At 62.2% G+C, this 16058-nt stretch carries 13 protein-coding genes; 10 read left to right on the forward strand and 3 right to left on the reverse strand.

Annotated features, from left to right (window positions below):
- Window position 1: 1 nt before the first annotated feature.
- From tssK to tagH, 3 genes are read right to left on the reverse strand one after another with little or no spacing between them, the layout of a single operon-like run.
- On the reverse strand, window positions 2-1336 hold the full coding sequence (gene tssK / locus AB4N92_RS11575; protein WP_045791498.1) for a type VI secretion system baseplate subunit TssK: 1335 nt from the start codon (window positions 1334-1336) through the stop codon (window positions 2-4).
- 18 nt (window positions 1337-1354) lie between these two features.
- Window positions 1355-1864 carry a type VI secretion system lipoprotein TssJ gene (gene tssJ, locus AB4N92_RS11580; protein WP_021492587.1) on the reverse strand — a complete coding sequence of 170 codons (510 nt, stop codon included), beginning with the start codon at window positions 1862-1864 and terminating at the stop codon, window positions 1355-1357.
- Window positions 1865-1921: 57 nt separating this feature from the next.
- The gene (gene tagH / locus AB4N92_RS11585; protein WP_047542446.1) at window positions 1922-3256 is read right to left on the reverse strand and encodes a type VI secretion system-associated FHA domain protein TagH; all 1335 of its coding nucleotides are present in this window, start codon (window positions 3254-3256) and stop codon (window positions 1922-1924) included.
- A 394-nt stretch (window positions 3257-3650) separates the two neighbouring features.
- On the opposite strand from tagH, the gene tssA reads away from it, so the two are divergent.
- The 10 genes from tssA to AB4N92_RS11635 all read left to right on the forward strand — a co-directional run bounded on the left by tssA (window position 3651) and on the right by AB4N92_RS11635 (window position 16056).
- A complete protein-coding gene (gene tssA / locus AB4N92_RS11590; protein ID WP_021492585.1) occupies window positions 3651-4670 on the forward strand; it encodes a type VI secretion system protein TssA in 1020 nt (339 codons plus the stop codon).
- Window positions 4671-4724: 54 nt separating this feature from the next.
- Window positions 4725-5231: a type VI secretion system contractile sheath small subunit gene (gene tssB / locus AB4N92_RS11595; RefSeq protein ID WP_010207547.1), complete on the forward strand. Its 507-nt coding sequence runs from the start codon at window positions 4725-4727 to the stop codon at window positions 5229-5231.
- A gap of 2 nt (window positions 5232-5233) precedes the next feature.
- The gene (tssC, locus tag AB4N92_RS11600) at window positions 5234-6730 is read left to right on the forward strand and encodes a type VI secretion system contractile sheath large subunit (RefSeq protein WP_010207548.1); all 1497 of its coding nucleotides are present in this window, start codon (window positions 5234-5236) and stop codon (window positions 6728-6730) included.
- Between the two features lie 151 nt (window positions 6731-6881).
- Window positions 6882-7370: an Hcp family type VI secretion system effector gene (locus AB4N92_RS11605; protein WP_005792512.1), complete on the forward strand. Its 489-nt coding sequence runs from the start codon at window positions 6882-6884 to the stop codon at window positions 7368-7370.
- Window positions 7371-7460: 90 nt separating this feature from the next.
- Complete coding sequence (gene tssE / locus AB4N92_RS11610; protein ID WP_010207551.1) at window positions 7461-7976, forward strand: type VI secretion system baseplate subunit TssE; 516 nt, start codon at window positions 7461-7463, stop codon at window positions 7974-7976.
- Window positions 7973-9832: a type VI secretion system baseplate subunit TssF gene (gene tssF, locus AB4N92_RS11615; protein ID WP_010207553.1), complete on the forward strand. Its 1860-nt coding sequence runs from the start codon at window positions 7973-7975 to the stop codon at window positions 9830-9832. Before tssE ends, tssF begins: the two co-directional genes overlap by 4 nt.
- Entirely contained in the window at window positions 9796-10839 is a 1044-nt protein-coding gene (tssG, locus tag AB4N92_RS11620) for a type VI secretion system baseplate subunit TssG (protein WP_236266746.1), read from the forward strand. Before tssF ends, tssG begins: the two co-directional genes overlap by 37 nt.
- Window positions 10832-13510, forward strand: a complete 2679-nt coding sequence (gene tssH, locus AB4N92_RS11625; protein ID WP_106119389.1) for a type VI secretion system ATPase TssH — start codon at window positions 10832-10834, stop codon at window positions 13508-13510. The genes tssG and tssH overlap by 8 nt, the downstream gene beginning before the upstream one ends.
- A 156-nt stretch (window positions 13511-13666) precedes the next feature.
- Window positions 13667-15607 carry a type VI secretion system Vgr family protein gene (locus tag AB4N92_RS11630; protein WP_010207556.1) on the forward strand — a complete coding sequence of 647 codons (1941 nt, stop codon included), beginning with the start codon at window positions 13667-13669 and terminating at the stop codon, window positions 15605-15607.
- A 14-nt stretch (window positions 15608-15621) separates the two neighbouring features.
- Window positions 15622-16056: a DcrB-related protein gene (locus tag AB4N92_RS11635; protein WP_010207557.1), complete on the forward strand. Its 435-nt coding sequence runs from the start codon at window positions 15622-15624 to the stop codon at window positions 16054-16056.
- Window positions 16057-16058: the final 2 nt, after the last annotated feature.

Here is a 16058-nt window from a genome sequence, read left to right on the forward strand (position 1 = left end):
ATTATCCTCGGATCGCCCAGAAGGCCAGGTTCAAGCCCGGGAACTGCCCGGCGATGTGGAAGGCGAAGCCGCCGGAGTTGCCCAACTGTTGCCAGGCATCGCTGCCGCGATCCAGCTCGTAATAGGTGGAACCTGCGTGGTACGGCAATTGGCGCGGCGCCACGGGCAGAGGCAACAGGGTGATGCCCGGCAGTTGCAGGTTGACCAGGTCGCGGATGTGCTCCACCGAGCCGACCTTGCTCTGCTGGCCGAAGCGCGCACGCAGGGTCTCGCCGGGGACATCGGCACGCACCACCAGAATGAAGCTGGCGCTATCGAGCAGGGTCTTGTCGGCCAGCATCGCCACGTGGACACCGTAGGCTTTCTCGACAATCGGGATCGGCGTGGCCTTGCTGTCGATCAGCATCGACAGCGCTTCACGCAGGGCGGCCATCACCGGGGCAAAGCTCAGGGCCAGGTCGTCGTGCTGATACTGCGGGTATTCCTGGGGGCGTCGGCCCGAGGTCGAGAACGTCGAGAACTCACCCGCCAGGCTCACCAGTTCGCTGAAGAAACGCTCCGGGTGCAGCGGGCTCAGTTGGCTCAAATGCTGGATCAGCGGTTGGGCACGGTTGACCAGTTGCAGCAGCATGAAGTCGGCAATCTCCGATGCGCCACCGGCGCCCGAGGCGACCACGCGCCCCGCCAGGGCTTCGCCGCGTTGGTGCAGCAGGCCAAGCAGTTCGCTGCGAAATGCCGTCAGTGGCTTGCTCGCGGCCACGTCCAGCACCGGCGGGATGTAGGTGTCGTCGAGTACCAGTGCGCGGTCGGCGCGCTTTTCCTTGATGCGCACCAGGCCGATGGCGGCGTAATCGCTGATGCCATCCTGGGCGGTCAGCAGGCGCAGGGCCCGGGCGCCCACGGCCACCGGAGCGCGGTTTTCGAACGGTGCGTTGTCGTCGCGCACTTCGCGCACCTGGCTCACGTAACGCGCGGCTTCCAGGGCTTCGCCTTCATCCACCGTATCGCGAGCACCGGCACGCTTGAGCGGCAGCGCCAGGTACACCAGACCATCGCGCAGGTTGTCATCGATGTTCAACGGGCTCGGCGACAGGTCGTCCTGGGGAATGTTGAACGGCGTGCCGTCGGGCAACAGACCGCGCGCCGAAACAATCGCCAGCTTGCCCTGGGCCAGCAGGCCCTGGTCGATCAGCAATTCGGAAAAACCCCAACTGCCTGCGGACAGCGGGCGGCTACGGGCGTCGATCAGGTTTTCCAGGTAACGGTCATGCTGCTGGAAGTGCTGCGTTCCGATGAACATGCCTTCCGACCAGACCACGCGATTGTTCCAGGACATGGGGGCTCCGATTGCTTCTTATTGGGCAGGGCTGGATGGGGTGACCACGACGTCGGCGCGCACGGCACGCACATCGAGGCTGATCTGGTATTCGGTGTATTGGCGCGCGGGCACATTGATCACCGTGCGCCACTGCGCGCGGTCCAACTCGCGATAGCCCACGAGCAAACCGATCTGGCGCGTGGACGGGTCGAGATCGCGCTGGATGGTCAGTTGCTCGCCGGGTTGCACCATCACTTCATCCTGGTCCAGCAGGTCCAGGCCAAGGGTGGATTGGGCGCGGTCGGCCAATGCGAAGTAATCGGAGCGGGCGAAGGTGGCGGCGTTTTTCAGTTCGAAGATGCGCACCCGCACCGGGGCGGCCTGGCCGTTGGCGCCGGGGTTGAGCCCGCTGATCGCGTGAAAGTGCAGCTCGACGGCAGCCGTATCCGCTTCGGCCTCGGCGGTGGTTTCGGGTTTGGCGGCGTCTTTGGCACACGCCGTCAGCAGCAGCAAGGTGGCGGCTGCGAGTAAAAACCTGGGAATCATCCTGCGTCCTCAATGACGTACTTAGCTATCCGTTAATCCATGTGTTGCGGCGCGGTTTTACCGACGCTGTCGTGCGCTGTGCTCTTCGTAGGCCCGGCTGAATTCACGGCCGAACAGGTCCTGGAAGTCTTCCTGGGCCTCGCGGGAAATATTGCTGTAGAGCTCGGTGAACTGTTGCCAGTACTGCGCCTGGCGCGAGCCATTGAAAAGGCTCGACAGCCCGCCAGGCTTGCCCATGCGTTCTTCCAATTGCGCCGGTTCGAATCGGCTGAGCAAGTGCTTGATGGCCGCTTCCACGCCGGCCATCACCGCCAACTGGTGGGCACGCAAGTCGTTAAAACTGTCGCGCACGGCGAGGTCCGGCGCCATAAACGCTTGGTTACCGTGACGCAGCAAAAGCAGCAACGCTTCATCAGCATTGGGGGCAAATTTCAACGGATTGTTTTCCGCAGGCTGAATCATCGTCTGCTGCATGCGGAACTCGCCCTTGAGGCTGGCGCGGGCACGCAACACGTCGATCAGGCCTTCGACCATCAGGCGGTAGCTGCGGCCGATGCTTTCCATCTGGGCCTCGGCCTGGGCTTTGTCCAGGCGCAATTGGTCCAGGCCAGCGCCGCGCAGGAAGGCTTGCAGGAGGTCGGGTTGTTGGCTGTCTGCCACGGGGAGCATGGGCTCGACCACGGGTGGCGGCGGGGTGACTGGCTGTGGCGTCGGCAGTGGTGGAGCACTGACGACAGGCGCAGGCGCATCGCCAAACAGGTCCCAGTCTTCGGGGATCACCGCGCCCGATACCACAGGCGGCTCGGCCACAGGCATCGCGACCGGCGTCGGCGGGCGGAAGTCGTGTTGCTCGGAAGGCACGTGGTCCGGCACCGTCGGTGGCGGCACGGCAGTGGGGCTGAGGAAATCAAACAGGTCCGGCAGCGTGTCCATCGAGGACGCTCCCTGGAACTGCGGCGCAATCACCGGCGTGGCGACGGGCGCGGGCGTGTTCACCACAGCGCCCATCAGCGCTTCAAAACTGTTCGGTGCATCGCCGGTAAACGGCTGACTGTCGATGGATTGCACGTTGAAGTCGATGCGCGCCTGGATCTCGTAATCGCCGATGCGGATCAGTTCACCATCTTGCAACAGTTCACTATTACCCCGGCGCATACGAATACCGGCTTTAACCAACTCCACACCATTTGTGCTGTTATCGGTTAAATAATAGCGGCCATCTTTGTATTGAATAACGCAATGTTGCGAGGACACCAGGCGCTCTGGATCAGGCAATACCCAGTCATTATCCGAGCTGCGGCCGATAGCCATCGCGCCCTGATTCATGGACTTTTCGGAGCACTGCCCAGGGGTAATCTTGTGATAACTAGTGATAGTCAAACACAGCGACATCTTGCCTCCTTGCTGATACTTCGCGCGCGGTCGATTCCCGGGACAGCGCTTCCCGGGGTATCCCCATCAGGTCGAGCAATCGACCGTCCAAAACCTGTCAATACCAGCATGATCGCTGATCTTAACTGGGCTCTATGACAAAAATCCTGTCCCGGTGCGTCGTTCGACCCACCAGTCGCGCAGGTTGTTAAGCACCGCACATCTGTCACAGAGGGCGAATAGCTTACCTTGACAAGCCCTAAGTACTACACCAAAAATGCACAACTTCTTGAATACCAGTGATGGCACATTAGTGGCATCTTGCTTATATGACCAAGAAAACATGCAAAGTTCCTCGCGCAACTAATGCATGAATTGCCCGCCATCTAACGGGCTGATAGGGAGATCAAATTCAGTGGATGTGCCGTTGCTGCTCACCGCCGTTTCCGCGACTTCGCCTTGTGGCGAAGACATGGAATATGACGCGCAATTTCTGCAATTGGAGCGTGATGCCAAGGGCCAACCCGAGCGCAGCATGGGCGACGCCATCCTGCCCGCTGAACCGCCTGAATGGCGCAGCATCCAGCAGCAAAGCCTCGACTTGCTCGCGCGCAGCAAAGACCTGCGCATCACTCATTTCCTGTTGCAAAGCGCCCTCGCCCTCCAGGGCGTGGCCGGCCTGGCCGAAGCCCTGACGCTGATCGACGCCCTGCTGCGCGACTACTGGGCCGACCTGCACCCGCGCCTGGACGCCGACGACGATAACGACCCCACCGTGCGCATCAACGCCCTCACCGGCCTGACCTGCGACACCAACATCCGCCTGCTGCGCGAAAGCATCCTCACGCGCTCGCGCACCTTCGGCCCCGTGACCCTTCGCGCGGCGCTCAACGCCAGCGGCCTGTTGAATTTTCCCGATGAACAACTCGGCGCCCAGCAACTCAACGCCGCGTTCCTCGACAGCGACCCCGAGCAACTGCAGGCCACCCGCGACGCCCTGATTGCAGCGCGTGCGGCGTGCGAAGCCATCGAACAACAGGTCAACGATCAGGTCGGTTCCGCCCAAGGCGTGGACCTCAGTGCCTTGAAGCAACCGCTCAAGCAGGCGTTGCAGATACTCAACCAAGCGGTGCCCGGCACCGCTGGCAGCAGCGAACCCGAGGCCGTCAGTGACGACAATGCCCCCTCGGTCGACTTCGCCGCCGCCCCCGCAGCACCTCGCCCCGCTGGCGATATCGCCAGCCGCGACGATGTGCTGCGCAGCCTCGACAAGATCCTTGCGTACTACACCCGGCACGAGCCTTCGAGCCCGCTGCCGGTGCTGTTGAACCGGGCCAAGAATCTGGTGCATGCCGACTTTGCGGCCATCGTGCGCAATCTGATTCCCGACGGCATGTCCCAATTTGAAAACCTGCGTGGCCCGGACGGCGAGTAAGCCGCCCGACTGTGCAGTAACAACACCGTCGCTCAAGCGACCAGGAGCAGCAACGTGGCGAAGCAAAGTTCTCAGAAATTCATCGCGCGCAACCGCGCGCCTCGAGTGCAGATCGAGTACGACGTCGAGCTTTACGGCGCCGAAAAAAAGGTCCAGCTGCCCTTCGTGATGGGTGTGATGGCCGACCTCGCCGGCAAGCCCGCCGAGCCTCTGGCGCCAGTGGCCGACCGCAAGTTTCTTGAGGTGGACGTCGACAACTTCGACTCACGCCTCAAGGCCATGCAGCCGCGCGTGGCGTTCCACGTACCGAACGAACTGACCGGCGAAGGCAACCTGAGCCTGGACATCACCTTCGAAAGCATGGACGACTTCAGCCCGGCCGCCGTGGCCCGCAAGGTCGACTCGCTGAACCAACTGCTCGAAGCCCGCACCCAGCTGGCCAACCTGCTGACCTACATGGACGGCAAGACTGGCGCTGAAGAAATCATCATGAAGGCGATCAAGGACCCGGCACTGCTTCAGGCACTTGCCAGCGCGCCCAAGCCTGCAGGGGATCAGTAATCATGACCGACAATACCGCCCGCGAAGGCAGCCAGATCCTGGGTGCCACCGAAGAAGCCAGCGAGTTCGCCAACCTGCTGCTGCAAGAGTTCAAGCCCAAGACCGAGCGTGCCCGCGAAGCCGTGGAAACCGCCGTACGCACCTTGGCCGAACAGGCTTTGGCACAAACCGACCTGGTGTCCAATGACGCGATCAAGTCGATCGAATCGATCATCGCCGCCATCGACGCCAAGCTGACCGCCCAGGTCAACCAGATCATCCACCACCAGGATTTCCAGCAGTTGGAAAGCGCCTGGCGCGGCCTGCACTATCTGGTCAACAACACCGAGAGCGATGAGCAGCTGAAGATTCGCGTGCTCAACATCTCCAAGCCGGACCTGCACAAGACCCTGAAGAAATTCAAGGGCACCGCATGGGACCAGAGCCCGATCTTCAAGAAGATGTACGAAGAAGAATACGGTCAGTTCGGCGGCGAGCCATACGGCTGCCTGGTGGGCGACTACTACTTCGACCAGTCGCCACCGGATGTGGAACTGCTGGGCGAACTGTCGAAAGTCTGCGCCGCCATGCACTCCCCGTTTATCGCTGCCGCTTCGCCGACCGTGATGGGCATGGGCTCGTGGCAGGAACTGTCAAACCCGCGCGACCTGACCAAGATCTTCACCACCCCGGAATACGCTGGCTGGCGCTCGCTGCGTGAGTCGGAAGATTCGCGCTACATCGGCCTGACCATGCCGCGTTTCCTGGCACGCCTGCCGTACGGCGCCAAGACCGACCCGGTGGAAGCCTTCGCCTTCGAAGAAAACACCGACGGTGCCGACAGCTCCAAGTACACCTGGGCCAACGCCGCGTACGCGATGGCAGTGAACATCAATCGTTCGTTCAAGCACTACGGCTGGTGCTCGCGCATCCGTGGCATCGAGTCTGGCGGTGAAGTGGAAAACCTGCCGGCGCACACGTTCCCTACCGATGACGGTGGCGTGGACATGAAGTGCCCGACCGAAATCGCCATCAGCGACCGCCGTGAAGCGGAGCTGGCGAAGAACGGTTTCATGCCGCTGCTGCACAAGAAAAACACTGACTTCGCCGCGTTCATTGGCGCCCAGTCGTTGCAGAAGCCGGCCGAATACGATGACCCGGACGCCACCGCCAACGCCAACCTGGCCGCGCGCCTGCCGTACCTGTTCGCCACCTGCCGCTTCGCCCACTACTTGAAGTGCATCGTGCGCGACAAGATCGGTTCCTTCAAAGAGAAGGACGAGATGCAGCGCTGGTTGCAGGACTGGATCCTCAACTACGTTGACGGTGACCCTGCGCACTCCACCGAAACCACCAAGGCCCAGCATCCATTGGCGGCCGCCGAAGTGATCGTGGAAGAAGTGGAAGGCAACCCGGGGTACTACAACTCCAAGTTCTACCTGCGCCCGCACTACCAGCTCGAAGGGCTGACCGTGTCGCTGCGCCTGGTATCGAAGCTGCCTTCGGCGAAAAGTGCATAAGTAAAAGCGAACTCGCTCTACTGTGGGAGCGGGCTTGCTCGCGAAGGCGCAGTGTCAGTCGGCACAAGTATTGACTGATCCAACGCCTTCGCGAGCAAGCCCGCTCCCACACAAACCAAATCGAGTGGCGCACGCCACACAGGGAGAAAACATGGCTGTTGATATTTTCATCAAGATCGGCGACATCAAGGGCGAGTCCATGGACAAGGCCCACAAGGACGAAATCGACGTGCTGAACTGGAGCTGGGGCATGGCCCAGTCCGGCAATATGCATGTCGGCGGTGGCGGCGGCGCGGGCAAGGTGAATATCCAGGACCTGTCGCTGACCAAGTACGTCGACAAGGCTTCGCCGAACCTGATGATGCACTGCGCCAGCGGCAAGCACATCGACAAGGTCAAGCTGACCGTGCGCAAGGCCGGTGGCGAAAGCCAGGTCGAGTACATGGTGATCAACCTGGAAGAAGTGCTGGTGACTTCCCTGAGCACGGGCGGTTCGGGCACCGATGACCGCCTGACCGAGAACGTCACCCTGAACTTTGCCCAAGTGATGGTCGACTACCAGCCGCAGAAAGCCGACGGCACCAAAGACGGCGGCGCGATCAAGTTTGGCTGGAACATCCGCTCCAACACCAAGCGCTGATAGCCCTGGTGGCCGTGGCTGCGCGCCACGGCCCCAGGCCTCCCCGCTCACCCACCGTCCCCCTCACAACCCGTCCGTGGAGCTGCTTTGGTGGTAACTGAAATCGCTTCCCGCGACCGTCTGCAACCGTCCCTGCTGGACCGGCTGACCGACGACGACCCGACCAATCCCAAGGAAAGCGCCGACAAACGCGTGCTGTCCCTGACCCAATTAAAAGCCTCGGTGCTGCGTGACCTGGCGTGGCTGCTCAACACCACGTCGTTGCTCGATGCCGATGCCACGCTGCACACCCCGGCCGGCACATCGGTGGTTAATTACGGCCTGCCGGCGTTGGCGGGCAACAGTGTTTCCAGTGTCGACATCAAGGCCCTGGAAGCCCTGATCTACCAGGCCATCGCAACCTTTGAACCGCGCATCCTGCGCCACACCCTGCGGGTCAAAGCCCGCGTCGGCCATGGCGAGATGAACCATAACGCCCTGAGTTTCGAGATTGAAGGCGACCTGTGGGCCCAGCCGGTGCCATTGCGCCTGCTGCTGCAAACTGACCTCGACCTGGAATCAGGCCACGTGCGCGTGGTGAATGCCGACCAGCGGAGACGCTCATGAACCCGCGCCTGCTGGAGCTGTACAACCAGGAACTGCACCACGTGCGCGAAAGCGCCGCCGAGTTCGCCAAGGAATACCCGAAGATCGCCAGTCGGCTGACCCTGTCCGGCATGGACTGCGCCGACCCGTACGTCGAACGCCTGCTCGAAGGTTTTGCCTACCTCACCGCCCGCGTGCAACTCAAGCTCGATGCCGAGTACCCGACCTTCACCCACAACCTGCTGGAAATCGCCTACCCGCACTACTTGGCGCCCACGCCGTCGATGACCGTGGTGCAATTGCAGACCGACCCGGACGAGGGCTCCCTGGCCAGTGGTTTCCCACTGCCCCGCGACACTGTCCTGCGCGCCGCATTAGGTCGTGAAACCCAGACCTGTTGCGAGTACCGCACTGCTCATCCAGTGACGTTATGGCCGTTGCAAGTGAGCAACGCCGAGTACTTCGGCAACCCCGCCGCCGTGTTGGGCCGTTTGGCCGCCAGCGAGCCGAAAGCCAAGGCCGGCCTGCGCCTGACCCTGCGCACCGGCGCCGAATTGCCCTTCAACAGCCTCGACCTGGATAACCTGCCGCTGTACCTCAGCGGTGCTGACGAACAACCGTTCCGCCTTTACGAGCAACTGCTGGGCAACGCCTGCGCGGTGTTTGCACGCAAGCCGGGGGGCGATTGGGTCGAGCGCCTGCCACAAGACGCACTGCGCTCGCGGGGTTTCGATGACGCCGACGCCGCCATGCCGGTTGTTGCGCGTGCGTTCCAGGGCTATCGCCTGTTGCAGGAATACTTTGCCCTGCCCCACCGCTTCCTGTTCGTCGAGTTCGCTGAGCTGAGCCGCGCGGTCAAACGCTGCGACGGCCAGGAACTGGAACTGATCGTGCTGTTCGACCGCCATGAGCCGAGTTTGGAAGGCAGCGTCGGCGCGGCGCAGTTCCTGCCGTTCTGCACCCCGGCGATCAACTTGTTCCCCAAGCGCGTGGACCGCATCCACTTGTCTGACCGGGTCAACGAACACCATGTGATCGCCGACCGTACGCGCCCGATGGATTTCGAGATTCATTCGTTGAGTGGCATCACAGGACACGGCACTGGGCCGGAGCAGCCATTTTTGCCGTTCTATGCAGTGCGTGATCCCTCCCGCTACGGCCGGGACCAGGCGTACTACACGGTGCGCCGCGAGCCGCGCGTGTTGTCCAGCGACCAACGCCGCAACGGTCCGCGCTCCACTTATGTCGGCAGCGAAACCTTCGTCAGCCTGGTGGACAGCCGGCAGTCACCGTACCGCCACGACCTGCGCCAACTCGGCGTGACCGCGCTGTGCACCAACCGCGATCTGCCACTGTTCATGAGCATCGGCAACGGCAAGACCGACTTCACCCTGGCCGACAGCGCCCCGGTGCTGTCCGTACGTTGCGTGGCAGGCCCCAGTCGTCCGCGCGCCAGCCATGCCCATGACGCCAAGGCCTGGCGCCTGATAAGCCAGTTGTCGCTCAACTATCTGTCGTTGAGCGAACAGGGCCAGGGCGCCGCGGCCTTGCGCGAACTGTTGCGCCTGTATGGCGACAGCAACGACGCCGCCCTGCAATTGCAGATCGAAGGCCTGCGCGACGTCAGCAGCAAAGCGGTGACCCGCCGCCTGCCGATGCCCGGCCCGATCGTATTTGGGCGCGGGCTGGAGATCACCCTGGAATTCGATGAAAACGCGTTTCGCGGCACCGGCGTGTTCCTGCTCGGTGCGGTGCTGGAACGCTTCCTGGCACGCTACGTGTCGATCAACAGTTTTACCGAGACGGTGATCCGTACCACCGAACGCGGCGAGATCATGCGATGGAAAGCCAAGCCCGGACGTCGCCCGACCCTGTGAGTACCCTGGATGCGATGCATCAGGAGCCCTGGGAATACGATTTCTTCCAGGCGCTGCGGCGTATCGAGTGCGAATCGCCGGACCTGCCGCGCCTGGGCCATTCCCTGCGCCTGGCGGATGATCCGCTGCGCCTGGGGCAACAGGCCGACTGCACCTTCGCGCCGGCCACGCTGGCCTCGGTCGATCCCGGTGGCGACGGCAAGCCGGCGCGGCTCGAGCAGTTCTTCTTCGGCCTTGGCGGGCCCAATGGCCCGCTGCCGCTGCATATCACCGAATATGTGCGCGAGCGCCAGCGCAACAACTCCGACAGCACCAGCAAGCAGTTTTTGGATGTGTTCCACCATCGCCTGCTCAGCCTGTTTTACCGGGCATGGGCAGAGGCCCGGCCGACGGTCAGCCACGACCGCCCGGACGATGATTACTGGTCCGCGCGCCTCGCTGCGTTGAGTGGACGGGGCATGCCGAGCCTGCTGAATCAGGGACTCATCCCGGACACCGCTAAGCTGCATTACAGCGGCCATCTGTCCGCGCAAACCCGCTATCCCGACGGCCTGAAAGCCATTCTCGGCGAGTACTTCGGGCTGCCTGTGGAGATTGAAGAGTACGTCGGCCAATGGTTGGAGTTGCCCGAACGCAGCCGCGTCAGCGTGAGCGCCAACCGCCTGGGCGTGGACTTTTGCCTGGGCAGCTTCGTATGGGACCGCCAGCACAAATTCCGTATCCGCCTGGGCCCGCTCACGCTGGAGGACTACATGGGCATGCTGCCCGGCCAACAGCCGTTCAACGAGCTGGTGGCGTGGGTGGCCGAGTACCTGGGCCATGAACTGGACTGGGACCTCAACCTGGTTTTGCAACAACCTGAAGTGCCGGCACTGCAACTCAACGGCCAGTTCCGCCTGGGCTTCAACACCTGGCTCGGTAGCCCTGCGCACGACGCCAACGACCTAATCCTGGCCCGGCATTACGCCGATCAGGCCACCACCTCAAGGAATCCAGAGCATGGGTGAAATCAGTCGCGCCGCACTGTTCGGCAAACTCAACAGCGTGGCCTACAAGGCCATCGAAGCCGCCACCGTGTTCTGCAAGCTGCGGGGCAACCCGTATGTGGAACTGGCTCACTGGTTTCACCAGTTGCTGCAACTGCAGGACTCGGACCTGCACCGCATCATCCGTCAGTTCAACGTGGAGCCGGCGCGCCTGGCCCGTGACCTCACCGAAGCGCTGGATCGTTTGCCGCGTGGCTCGACCTCGATCACCGACCTGTCCTCGCATGTGGAAGAAGCGGTTGAGCGCGGCTGGGTCTACGGCAGCCTGATGTTCGGTGAAAGCCAAGTGCGCACCGGTTACTTGGTGCTCGGTATCTTGAAGACACCCAGCCTGCGTCATGCGTTGCTGGGCTTGTCGTCGGAATTCGACAAGATCAAGGCCGAAGCCCTGAGCGAGCGCTTTGACGAATACGTCGGCGATTCGCCGGAAAATGCCCTGAGCGCAAGCGACGGTTTCAACGCCGGCGCCGTTCCGGGCGAAGCCAGCGGTGCGATGGCGCCGAGTGCGATGGGCAAGCAGGAAGCCCTCAAGCGTTTCACGGTCGACCTGACCGAACAGGCGCGCAGCGGCAAACTCGACCCGATTGTTGGCCGTGATGAAGAAATCCGCCAACTCGTCGACATCCTCATGCGCCGCCGCCAGAACAACCCGATCCTCACCGGTGAAGCCGGGGTGGGCAAGACCGCGGTGGTCGAAGGTTTCGCCCTGCGTATCGTCGCCGGTGACGTGCCGCCAGCATTGAAAGACGTGGAACTGCGCAGCCTTGATGTGGGCCTGCTGCAAGCCGGCGCCAGCATGAAAGGCGAATTCGAACAGCGCCTGCGCCAGGTTATAGAAGACGTGCAGGCCTCGCCCAAGCCGATCATTCTGTTTATCGACGAAGCCCACACACTGGTGGGTGCCGGTGGTGCCGCCGGCACCGGTGATGCAGCCAACCTGCTCAAGCCGGCGTTGGCACGTGGCACCTTGCGCACCGTGGCCGCGACCACCTGGGCCGAGTACAAGAAGCACATCGAGAAGGACCCGGCGCTGACCCGGCGTTTCCAGGTGGTGCAAGTCGCCGAGCCGTCGGAGGACAAGGCGCTGCTGATGATGCGCGGCGTGGCGTCGACCATGGAAAAACACCACCAGGTGCAGATCCTCGATGAGGCGCTGGAAGCCTCGGTGAAGCTATCTCATCGCTACATTCCAGCGCGCCAGTTGCCGGACAAGTCCGTGAGCCTGCTGGACACCGCCTGCGCTCGCGTCGCCATCAGCCTGCACGCGGTTCCGGCCGAAGTGGACGACAGCCGCCGTCGCATCGAAGCCCTGGAAACCGAGTTGCAGATCATCGCCCGCGAACACGCCATCGGCATTGCAATTGGTGCGCGCCAGACCAACACCGAGGCGCTGTTGAGCGCTGAGCGTGAGCGTCTTGAAACCTTGGAAAGCCGTTGGGCTGAAGAGAAAGCGCTGGTAGATGAGTTGCTCGCCACCCGGGCAACGTTGCGCGAAAAAGTCGGTGTCGTGGACAGCCCTGCCGGGAACAACGAGAGCGATGAATTGCGCGCCCAGCTGGTCGACCTGCAACAACGCCTGACCGCGCTGCAAGGCGAAACCCCACTGATCCTGCCCACCGTGGATTACCAGGCCGTGGCCTCGGTGGTCGCCGACTGGACCGGCATCCCGGTCGGCCGCATGGCGCGCAACGAGCTGGAAACGGTGCTCAACCTCGACCAGCACCTGAAGAAACGCATCATCGGCCAGGACCACGCCCTGCAGATGATCGCCAAGCGCATCCAGACATCCCGCGCCGGCCTCGACAACCCGAGCAAGCCGATTGGCGTGTTCATGCTGGCCGGCACCTCCGGCGTGGGCAAGACCGAAACCGCCCTGGCCCTGGCCGAAGCCATGTACGGCGGCGAGCAGAACGTCATCACCATTAACATGAGCGAATTCCAGGAAGCCCATACGGTGTCGACCCTCAAGGGCGCACCTCCGGGCTATATCGGCTACGGCGAAGGCGGCGTGCTGACCGAAGCGGTACGGCGCAAACCCTACAGCGTGGTGCTGCTGGATGAGGTGGAAAAAGCCCACCCGGACGTGCATGAAATCTTCTTCCAGGTGTTCGACAAGGGCGTGATGGAGGACGGCGAAGGCCGGGTGATCGACTTCAAGAACACCCTGATCCTGCTGACGACCAACGCCGGCACCGAGCTGATTTCCCAGGTGTGCAAAGACCCGGCGAACGTGCCGGAGCCGGAGGAAATCGCCAAGGCCCTGCGCCAGCCGCTGCTGGAGATTTTCCCGCCTGCGTTGCTCGGCCGCCTGGTAACCATCCCTTACTACCCGCTGAGCGACGAGATGCTCAAGGCAATCACCCGCCTGCAACTCAACCGCATCAAGAAGCGTGTGGAGACGACGCACAAAGTGGCCTTCGATTACGACGACGCGGTGGTCGACCTGATCGTCTCGCGTTGCACCGAGACCGAAAGCGGCGGGCGCATGATCGACACCATTCTCACCAACAGCCTGCTGCCGGACATGAGCCGTGAGTTCCTCACGCGCATGCTCGAAGGCAAGGCGTTGGCGGGGGTACGGATCAGCAGCCGGGATAATGAATTGCACTACGACTTCAGCGACGCAGATTGACCTGACGGAACACGGTCAAAATGTGGGAGCTGGCTTGCCTGCGATAGCGGTGTATCAGTCAACATCAATGTTGAATGTTCAATTGCTATCGCAGGCAAGCCAGCTCCCACATTGGATTCGGTTCCTTCAGTAATCAAGACCTTTACAGGACGCCCAATGCTATTCAACCAAGCCTCACGCCTGGCCAAGATCACCAGCCCCCTCGGGCCGGATGTGCTGCTGCTCAATGAAATGGGCGGCGGTGAAGAGCTGGGCAGGCTGTTCAACTATGAGCTGCAACTGACGTCCCTGGACGCCAACATCGACCTCAACCAGTTGCTCGGCAAGCCCATGAGCGTGGGCCTGCAACTGGCGGACGGAGGTGAGCGGCATTTTCACGGCATCGTCGCGCGGTGCAGTCAGAACATCGACCAGGGCCAGTTCGCCAGTTACCAGGTGACGCTGCGTCCTTGGTTGTGGCTGCTCAGCCGCACGTCCGACTGCCGGATTTTCCAGAACCTGAGCATCCCGCAGATCATCAAGCAGGTGTTCCGCGACCTGGGGTTTTCCGACTTCGAGGACGCCCTGAGCCGGCCGTACCGCGAGTGGGAATACTGCGTGCAGTACCGCGAGACCAGCTTTGATTTCGTCAGCCGTTTGATGGAACAGGAAGGTATCTACTACTTCTTCCGCCACGAGCAGGACCGCCATGTGCTGGTGCTGGCCGACGCCTACGGCGCCCACACCACCGTGCCCGGCTACGCGTCGATCCCGTACTACCCCAAGGACGAGCAGCAGCGCGAACGCGACCACATGCACAACTGGCACCTGGCGCACGAGGTGCAGCCGGGCTCGATGGAGCTCAACGACTACGACTTCCAACGCCCCAGCGCCAGCATCGACGTGCGCTCGGCCATGCCGCGCCCGCACACCGCCGGCGACTATCCGCTGTACGACTACCCCGGCACCTACGTGCAAAGCGAAGACGGCGAGCACTATGCGCGCACCCGCATCGAAGCCCTGCAAACCCTGCATGAACAGATCGAGTTCAACGGCAACGCCCGTGGCCTGGGTTCGGGGCATTTGTTCAGCCTGACCGGCTTCAGTCGCCAGGACCAGAACCGCGAATACCTGATCGTCGGCTGCCGCTACTACATCGTCCAGGAAAGCCTGGAAAGCGGCGGCGGCTCGGGTTCGGCGCAGTTCGAAAGCAGCCTCACCTGCATCGACGCCCAGCAGAGTTTCCGCCCGCTGGCCAACACCCATCGGCCCATCGTCAAAGGCCCGCAGACCGCGCTGGTGGTCGGCCCCAAGGGCGAGGAAATCTGGACTGACCAGTACGGCCGCGTAAAAGTGCACTTCTACTGGGACCGTCACGACCAATCCAACGAGAACAGCTCATGCTGGATTCGTGTATCGCAATCCTGGGCCGGCAAGAACTGGGGATCGATGCAGATCCCACGGATCGGCCAGGAAGTGATTGTGAGCTTTCTGGAAGGCGACCCCGACCGGCCGATCATCACCGGCCGCGTGTACAACGCCGAGCAGACGGTGCCCTACGACCTGCCGGAGAACGCTACCCAGAGCGGCATGAAAAGCCGCTCCAGCAAGGGCGGCAGCCCAGCCAACTTCAATGAAATCCGCATGGAGGACAAGAAGGGGTTGGAGCAGTTGTATATCCACGCCGAGCGCAATCAGGACATCGTGGTGGAGGTGGATGAGAGCCATTCGGTGGGGCATGACCGTAACAAAAGCATCGGGCATAACGAGACGGTGACCATCGGCAACAACCGCCTGCGCATCGTCAAGCAGGAAGACATCCTCTCAGTAGGCCAGAAGAAGACCGACAGCATCAGCCAGAGCTACGTCATCGAAGTGGGCGAAAACCTGCGCCTGGTCTGCGGCGAAAGCATTTTGGAGTTGAACGCCAGTGGGCAGATCAACCTCACCGGCGTGCAGATCAGCTTCTATGCCAGCGGCGACGCAGAGTTCAACACCGGCGGCGTCCTGCACCTGAACAACGGCGGCGGCCCCGGCGCCACGCCGGATGGCCAGGGCCAGAAAGGCGCCATCGACGCCAATATCAAAGCCGCGTTCCCCGCGCCTAAAAGTTCCTGACGAGACCTGTTTTCATGACGTATCGAATCAACGAATTCCAGTTTCAACTGCCCGCCAGTGAGTTGCAGGACGCGACGATCAATATCCTCAAGTTCCCTGAATTGGGAACATCCCTGATTGTCAGCCGCAGCCTGCTGGCCGAGGGTGAAACCCTGCACAGCAACTTCAACGACCAGCTCCAGCGCCTGGAAAAACAGGTGCAGGATTTGCGCTACCAACCCGGTGTGGACGTGCGTTTGGGCGCAGCCCAAGAAGTGGAAGGCATCGAACTGCGCAGCCAGTTCAACAAGGGCAATGACAAAGTGTTCCAGTACCAGTTGGCGCTGGTTCTACCGGGAACGCGCAAGATGCTCGCCTTGAGTTACGTGAAGGCCGACAAGCTCGGGGATGCCGAGGCGGCGCATTGGGCGTTGATTAAAAATTCGCTGTCGTTCGACGCCATTTCTTGATG

This window comes from Pseudomonas sp. S3_A09 (assembly GCF_054668065.1).

What these genes read in the sequence shown, in the direction of transcription:
- AB4N92_RS11630 (WP_010207556.1), top strand. Translation starts at nt 13,667, where the DNA reads ATGCTATTCAACCAAGCCTCACGCCTGGCCAAGATCACCAGCCCCCTC.
- tssJ (WP_021492587.1), bottom strand. Translation starts at nt 1,864, where the DNA reads ATGATTCCCAGGTTTTTACTCGCAGCCGCCACCTTGCTGCTGCTGACG.
- AB4N92_RS11635 (WP_010207557.1), top strand. Translation starts at nt 15,622, where the DNA reads ATGACGTATCGAATCAACGAATTCCAGTTTCAACTGCCCGCCAGTGAG.
- tssG (WP_236266746.1), top strand. Translation starts at nt 9,796, where the DNA reads ATGGAAAGCCAAGCCCGGACGTCGCCCGACCCTGTGAGTACCCTGGAT.
- tssK (WP_045791498.1), bottom strand. Translation starts at nt 1,336, where the DNA reads ATGTCCTGGAACAATCGCGTGGTCTGGTCGGAAGGCATGTTCATCGGA.
- tssC (WP_010207548.1), top strand. Translation starts at nt 5,234, where the DNA reads ATGACCGACAATACCGCCCGCGAAGGCAGCCAGATCCTGGGTGCCACC.
- tssH (WP_106119389.1), top strand. Translation starts at nt 10,832, where the DNA reads ATGGGTGAAATCAGTCGCGCCGCACTGTTCGGCAAACTCAACAGCGTG.
- AB4N92_RS11605 (WP_005792512.1), top strand. Translation starts at nt 6,882, where the DNA reads ATGGCTGTTGATATTTTCATCAAGATCGGCGACATCAAGGGCGAGTCC.
- tssF (WP_010207553.1), top strand. Translation starts at nt 7,973, where the DNA reads ATGAACCCGCGCCTGCTGGAGCTGTACAACCAGGAACTGCACCACGTG.
- tagH (WP_047542446.1), bottom strand. Translation starts at nt 3,256, where the DNA reads ATGTCGCTGTGTTTGACTATCACTAGTTATCACAAGATTACCCCTGGG.